Origin of the sequence: Kutzneria sp. NPDC052558 (genome assembly GCF_044547355.1) — a bacterium.
Lineage (GTDB): Bacteria > Actinomycetota > Actinomycetes > Mycobacteriales > Pseudonocardiaceae > Kutzneria.
Map to the genome: position 1 here is coordinate 1 of NZ_JBIUAG010000071.1, position 6,829 is coordinate 6,829.

Genomic DNA, 6,829 nt, shown 5'->3' on the forward strand with positions numbered 1-6,829 from the left:
CGGCGCTGGCCGGCCTGGGGCCGTTGGAGGCGCTGCTGCGCCGCGCCGATGTGGAGAACATCTTCGTGTTCGGCTGCGACACGGTGTTCCTGGAGTTGGCCGACGGCACCACCGAACCCTGGCCCGGCGCCGTGGCGGAGTCGGACACGGCGTGGGTGGCGTTGCTGGAGGGCATGTTCGCCCGGCTCGGCGCGACCAGCCGCGAGTTCTCCGCGGCCACCCCGATCGGCAACCTGCGGCTGCCGGCGGGTGGGCCGTTGGGGGCGCGGTTGGCGGCGGTCATGCAGGTCACCGAACGCCCCACCGCGGCGATCCGGCTGCACCGCCTGGTCAATGCCACCCTGGACACTCTCGTCGGCCACCGCGCCCTCGATCCCGGCCTTGCGGATTTTCTGGCGGGGGCGGTGCGGGCGGGGTTGCGGATCGTGGTGTCGGGGGAGTGGGGCGCCGGCAAAACCACCCTGCTCCGCGCCCTGTGTCACGAGATCGGGCCGTTGGAGCACATCGTGACGATCGAGGACGATCGGGAGCTCGGGTTGCACACGTGGCCGGTCCGGCACCCGGTGGTGACCTCGATGGAGGCCCGGCTGCCCAACGCCGAGGGCGTCGGCGCGATCACCCTGGAGCAGCTGTTGGTGCAGGCGTTGCGGCATTCGCCGCGGCGGGTGGTCGTCGGCGAGGTCCGCGGCGGCGAGGTCACCACCTTGTTGCGGGCGTTGAGCACGGGGGCGGGTGGGTTGTGCACGCTGCACGCCGACACCGCGCGCACGGTGTTCGACCGGATCGCGAACATGGCTCAGCTCGCGGTCCCGCCGCTGCCGGTCGCCACCGCCTATCGGTGGACCGCGACTGCCCTGGATTTGATCGTGCACGTCCGCCGCCGCGATCGCGTCGAGGGTGGTCGGCCGGTGCGGGAGCGGTTCGTCTCCCAGGTGCTGGAGGTCGGCCCGGTCGGGGACGCCGGCCGCCCGGACGCGACCGAGCTCTACGGCCCCGACCCGAACACCGGCCGGGCGAGGCCGGTGTTCCCGCCCAGCCCGCGGTTGCAGGAGTTGCTGCGCCCGCACGGCCTCGACCTCGACACGTGGGCGGGTGCGTGATGATCACCGTCCTGTTCGGACTCGGAGCTGCTCTCGGCCTGTGTGTCGTTGCGGCGGGCCTGCTCGGCCTACGTATCCCCAGGATCACCTTGCCTAGCAAGAGAATCCGGCTTAAGTCGGTGGCGATCGCCGCGGCCGTCGGTGTCGTGGTGTGGCTGGTCACGGGCTGGCCGGTGGGCGGGATCGCCGCGGCCGCCGGCGCATACGCCGGCCCCAAACTCCTGCACCCGGCCGGGGCTCGGGTGGTGGTGGCGCGGCGGGAGGCCTTGGCGGAGTGGATCCAGCGGCTGGCCGGCCTGCTCACGGCGGGGGCCGGTGGGATCGAGGACGCGATCGCCCGCTCGGCGCGCACCGCCCCGGCCGTGTTCGCCGAGCACATCACTACCCTCGCGTTCCGCACCCGCTCGATGGGCGCTGAGGCGGCGCTTCGCCGTTTCGCCGACGACCTGGCCGACGTCGAGGTCGACGCGGTGGTGGCCAGTCTGATCCTGCGTGTCCGCGACGGCGGCGCCGGTCTGGTCGAGGTGTTGCAGGCGAGGGCGGTGACGCTGCGCCAGCAGGTCCAGGCGCAGCTCGCGCTGGAGGCCGAACGGCAGCGGCCCCGCACCCAGATGGTGATCATCATGGGCGTCATTGCGGTCACTGTCCTGTTCCTGATGGCCGGTTCTCAGCTGCTCGACTCCTACAGCAGCCTGTCCGGCCAGCTGTGGCTCGCCCTGGTTGTCGCAGTCTGGGCTGCGGCGTTCGCTTGGGCCTACCTGCTGACCCGGCCCGGCCGCTCGGCGAGGTTCTTGGTCGACAACCGGGCGGGTGGTCGGTGATGAGCACCGTGCCGTTGCTGCTCGCGCTCGGCGTCGCCGCCGGCCTCGCCCTGGTGGCGGGTGCGGTGGTGCCGGCGCGGCGGGAGTCGTTGGCGGTCACGATCGCCCGCGTCGACGCGATCACCGCCAATCCCGACCAACCCCTCCACCGGTCCCGTTGGTGGCAGTCCGGGCTGGAGCGGCTCACCGCCACGTGCTCGAAGTCGTCCCGCCGGTGGTGGAGCATCCCGGCCGCGGACTTGATGGTGCTGCGGCAGACCCCGCTGGCCTTCACCACCCGCCGCCTCACCGCGGCCGGCATCGGCCTGCTCGCCGCCACGGTCCTCGGAGCCGGGGTCCTGCCGCTGGCGCAGCTGCCACTCGCTGGGCTCGCCGGCGCCGCCCTGGGCTGGCTGCTGCCCGCGAGCATCGCGGCGCGGGCGGCGAAGGCGGCGCGGGTGGAGTTCGCCGCGGCGATCGCCGTGTTGTGTGATCTGACCGCGCAGGAACGCGACGCCGGCCGCGCCCCCGCCCAAGCCATCGCCGAGGCCACCGCGGTCGCCGACGGCTGGGCCGCCACCCTGGTCCGGGCCCGGCTGCGCAGCGCGCAACGCCTCGGCCACACCCCCGCCGACGCGCTCACCGCCCTGTCCGAGCAGATCCAGGTCCGCGAGCTCGCCGACCTCGCCGAGATCATCGCCACCGCCGCCGAGGGCGCCGCGATCAGCCGCGCCTTGCGCGACAAGGCCACCGCGCTGCGCGCCACCGCGATCCAGACCGCCACCGCCACCGCGAACGCCCGCGTGGAGTGGCTCGTGTGGCCGGTCGCGCTGCTGGTGGTCGGGATGCTGCTGCTCGTGTTGCGCGGCGTCGCCACCCAAGTCCTCACCCCGTGAATTCCTGGTGCACAGCAAGGAGAAAGGCATGAACCTCAACAGGATGTGCCGGTGGGCGCGTGCCGCGCTGCGACGGCTGTGGGCCGAGGACACCGGCGCGGTGACCGTCGAGTACGCCGTGATCATCGGGGTCGTGCTGCTGCTGGCCGCGGTGCTGCTGGGCCCGCACCTGATGCAACTCGTGCAGTCCCTGATCAGCAAATGGCAAATCCCATGACCGCCCTGCTGCACGACGAGCGCGGGTCGGTGACGGTCGAGGCCGCGCTGTGGCTGGCGCCCGCGATGCTCGCGCTGGTCGGGCTCGTGCAGATCGCGTTGTGGTGGGCCGCGGTGGACACCTGCTCGGCCGCCGCGCAGGAAGGCCTGGACACCGGGCGGGTGCTGGGCGGCACCCCCGCCGCCGCTCACCAGGCCGCCACCACCTACCTGGCCCGCGCCGCCGCTCTGGCCCGCGACCCTCAGGTGTCGACCGCCGGCACCACCGAGGCCCGGATGCGGGTGTCGGTGTCGGCCGAGGTGGTGATGGTCGTGCCGATCCCCGGCTGGCAGTGGCACGTCACCTATGCCGTCGCCGGCGTCCGCGAACACCCCACCACCCCACAGGATTCCTGATGCTGGACACCGGAGTCTTCACCGACGGGCCGGAGCCGATGCTGTGGCGGCCCGGCCTCGACCGCACCCGCCTGCGCCGGCACGCCGTGGTGGAGTCGGTGCTGCCCGAGGCGGCGCCGTTCGCGTTGATCGGCCTCGCGATCGCCGTCATGGCCGGCTCCTGGATCGGCGTGCTGGTCGCGCTGCTGGTTTTGGGCTTGGCCGGGCTGACCGCGCTGTCGACCTACCGCTGCTGGGGCCTGGACTGCACGCGGCCCGCCTGGACCCGGCACCGCCGCGATCGCGGCGCAGGGGAGTGGTTCTACCGCCCCAGCGACTTCACCGCCCTGCCCGCCGAGTGCCGAGAGCGCGTGGATCAGGTGTTCGCGGCGCTGGCCGTGTTCGACGAGCCGCTGCTGTCGTGCTGGCTGGATCAGCCCGTGCGGCACGAGGTGCACACCGTCGCCTGGCAGCTGCTGGACTGCCTGCACGCCACCCTGCCCGCCCGCACCCTCCTGTCCCGCGTCGCCCCGGATCTGGCCGAGGACGCCGTCGTGCTGTGCACCCGCTACGAGCTCGTGCGCCTGGACACCGCGATCTGTGTTGCGGTGGATGAGTTTTCCGACACCAGCGCCCTCGTGCAGGAGCTGGTCGCCCGGTTCACCACACCTCGCAGACTCGCCGCCCTCCACCATGATCTGCGGCGCCTGCGCCTGCCGGCCCCGCCCGAGGTGGCGGAGATGCGCGAGGCCGTGCGCGGCCGCGTTCGGGCCGTGCGCGAAGTGCTCGATTTCGCCGGGGCCACCCCATGATCACCCTGGTGCGGCGGCTGATCACCGATGAGGCCGGGGTGGTCACGGTCGAGATGGCCGTCTATGTGCCGATCGCCGCGCTGATCGCGTGCCTGCTGTGGGCCTACGGCGCCACCGCCTCCGCGGACTCGGCGGTGCTGCACGCCGCGCTCGATGCCGCCCGCGCCGCCTCCCACGCCCGCAATACCGCCCACGCACAAGCGGACGCTTCGCTTGTCGCGCAGCAGATCCTGCACGAGCACAACCTGCGCTGCCGCGCCCTGACCGTCACCGTGGACACCGCCGGCTTCGCGGTGCCGGTCGGCCAGCCTGCCCAGGTCGGCGTCGAGGTGACCTGCCTGATCACCCTCGCTGACCTCTACGTCCCTGGGATCCCGGGAGAGAAAACCCTGCACGCGCACCAGATCAGCGCCCTGGACACCTACCGGACCCGCACATGAACCGCCTCCTGACCCGCCTGTTGCGCGACGACACGGGCTCGGTGTCGGTCACCATGGCGTTGGGCATGATGGTCGCGGTGGTGATGCTGGCCTTGTTGACCACCGTGCACGGCCTCAACGACGCCCAGGCCCGCGCCGACGCTCTCGCCTCTGAGGCCGCCCGCGCCGCCGAGACCGCGATCAACACCCGCGGTCCCACCCTTGCTATCGACCCCGTCGACGCCCAGGCCGCCGCCCGCGCCTACCTGTCCGCGGCCGGCGTCACCGGCACCGTCACGATCACCAGCCCCACCACCGTCACCGTCGTCGTCACCGTCGACCGCCCCGCCCTGTTCACGTTGCTGGGCCCGACGTATCACGCGGTCGCGACCAAGAACGCCGTGCTGGTGGTCGGCCGCCGTGCGTGAGACCGGCCGGGCCCTGACCGCGCTGCTCGCCCTCACGGCGTTCCTGGTCGGGGTGCCGGCCGGCAACCTCGCCACCGGCGGCGGCCTCGACCACCTCCTGCCCCACGCGCTGCCCGATTCCGTCGAGCAGGCGTGGGAGGCGCTGCGCTGGTCCTACCTGGACGGCTCCCTGATGCCGTGGCTGGCTCACACCCTGGCCTGGTGCGGCTGGGCCCTCGGCGCGGTCCTGGTCCTGTGCGACCTTGCCCGTCTCCTGCACGCCGGAGGCACCGCCGCGGCTCGGCATCTGGCCGGGCGTTCCCCGCGCACGTGGATCACCGGGCTGGTCGCCTCCGCGCTGCTGGTGTTCACCGCCACCAACGCCACCGCCACCCCCGCCGGGTCGCCGGTCGTGGCCACCGCCGACCAGCACCCCCAACCCGCCGCGCCCCGCCTGGACCCCTACACCGTGCCCGACGCGGTGCGACCGGACTGCCCACGGCACCAGGTCGTGCACGGCGACACCTACTGGAGCCTGGCCGAGACCCACCTGGGCGACGGCCGCCGCTACGTGGAGATCGACGCCCTCAACCACGACCGCATCCCCGACTCCCACCAACTCCAGCCCGGCATGGTGGTCCTGCTCCCGCCCGACGCCGCTAACCTCCCAGATACCCTCCCCGCCGACGTGCGGGAGGTCGTGGTCGCGCCAGGGGAGACCGCCTCCTCCATCGCCCAGCGCGAATACGGCAACCCGAACGCCTGGCACCGGCTATGGGACCTCAACCACAACCGCCCGCAGGCCGACGGCCGCACGTGGCGCACCCCCGACCTCCTCCGCCCGGGTTGGCACCTCGCCCTCGACCCGGACGCCGTCCCGCCAGTGCCCCCTTCACCACCGGTGGCTTCTACACCAACGGCTCCGCCAGCATCCCCGACTGGCACCCCACCCACGACTACCCCAGCACCAACAACGACTTCGGCACCGGCGATCACCGCGCCCGCGTCCACGCCGACCACCACACCAACACCAAAACCGAGCATCCCTCACGCCGTGCCCGAGCAGACACCGGGCCTTACCATCAGTCTGCCCAACGGCGTCTTCATCGGCGCCGGCGTCGCGGTCGCCGTGACCGCCGCGATGCTCGCCGTGCGCGCCCGACAACGCCGTCACTACCGGATCGGCAGTGGACGCCGCGCCGACCTCCAGCGCCCCGTCGCCCCCGTCGTCCGGGCACTGCGAACAGCCCACGACAGCGCCCTCCAGCCCGCCCCTGATCCGCCAGCACCTCGCTCCCGCCGACAAGCCCGCCCCGGCCACGAGGTCGCCCTGGAGATCGCCGCCACCCGGGGCCTTGGAATCTGCGGGCCGGGAACCGAGGCCGTAGTCCGGGCCCTGCTCGTGCACCTGCTGGTCGAACCCGGCACCCACGTCGTCACCACCGACACCGACCTCGCCCGCCTGCTCGGCACAACGGCGGACCTTCGGCATCCGAGGCTGACCGTCACCTCCTCCTTCACCTCCGCGCTGGAGACGACCTCGGCCCGAGCCGCCGGCTCCGAGACCAGGACCGCGGTCATCGCCACCCCACACCCCGGCAGCGAGACCCTGCTGGACGGTGTGCTCGGCTCCGGGCCGGCGGTGCTGCTCGGCCCCTGGCCGGCCGGCTGCACCGTCGAGGCCGATGCGGACGGATCCGTCCGCGCCTGCGACGCGCCGGAATTGCTCGACACCCGGCTGTTCACGCTGCCAGCCCACGAAACCGCCGACCTGCTCACGCTGTTCACCGCCGCGGCCGAACCA

The 6,829-nt window shown here is 73.1% G+C and carries 9 protein-coding genes; all 9 read left to right on the top strand.

Translation table 11 applies throughout. The features are described 5' to 3' along the window. On the top strand, positions 1–1,100 hold a 1,100-nt coding region (locus ACIG5F_RS49010; protein ID WP_396527243.1), incomplete at its 5' end, for a CpaF family protein. Between the two features lie 119 nt (positions 1,101–1,219). After that, positions 1,220–1,921: a type II secretion system F family protein gene (locus ACIG5F_RS49015; protein ID WP_396527244.1), complete on the top strand. Its 702-nt coding sequence runs from the start codon at positions 1,220–1,222 to the stop codon at positions 1,919–1,921. Beyond that, positions 1,921–2,796 carry a pilus assembly protein TadB gene (locus tag ACIG5F_RS49020; protein ID WP_396527245.1) on the top strand — a complete coding sequence of 292 codons (876 nt, stop codon included), beginning with the start codon at positions 1,921–1,923 and terminating at the stop codon, positions 2,794–2,796. The genes ACIG5F_RS49015 and ACIG5F_RS49020 overlap by 1 nt, the downstream gene beginning before the upstream one ends. 28 nt (positions 2,797–2,824) lie before the next feature. Next, positions 2,825–3,013 (top strand): hypothetical protein, encoded by a 189-nt coding sequence (locus ACIG5F_RS49025; RefSeq protein ID WP_396527246.1) that lies wholly within the window; start codon positions 2,825–2,827, stop codon positions 3,011–3,013. Continuing rightward, a complete protein-coding gene (locus ACIG5F_RS49030) occupies positions 3,010–3,408 on the top strand; it encodes a TadE/TadG family type IV pilus assembly protein (RefSeq protein WP_396527247.1) in 399 nt (132 codons plus the stop codon). The genes ACIG5F_RS49025 and ACIG5F_RS49030 overlap by 4 nt, the downstream gene beginning before the upstream one ends. Then, entirely contained in the window at positions 3,408–4,199 is a 792-nt protein-coding gene (locus ACIG5F_RS49035) for a hypothetical protein (RefSeq protein ID WP_396527248.1), read from the top strand. The genes ACIG5F_RS49030 and ACIG5F_RS49035 overlap by 1 nt, the downstream gene beginning before the upstream one ends. After that, entirely contained in the window at positions 4,196–4,639 is a 444-nt protein-coding gene (locus ACIG5F_RS49040; RefSeq protein ID WP_396527249.1) for a hypothetical protein, read from the top strand. The genes ACIG5F_RS49035 and ACIG5F_RS49040 overlap by 4 nt, the downstream gene beginning before the upstream one ends. Next, positions 4,636–5,046, top strand: a complete 411-nt coding sequence (locus ACIG5F_RS49045; RefSeq protein ID WP_396527250.1) for a hypothetical protein — start codon at positions 4,636–4,638, stop codon at positions 5,044–5,046. The genes ACIG5F_RS49040 and ACIG5F_RS49045 overlap by 4 nt, the downstream gene beginning before the upstream one ends. Then, a partial coding sequence (locus ACIG5F_RS49050) for a LysM peptidoglycan-binding domain-containing protein (RefSeq protein ID WP_396527251.1) occupies positions 5,039–6,829 on the top strand: 1,791 nt, incomplete at its 3' end. The genes ACIG5F_RS49045 and ACIG5F_RS49050, both read left to right, overlap by 8 nt.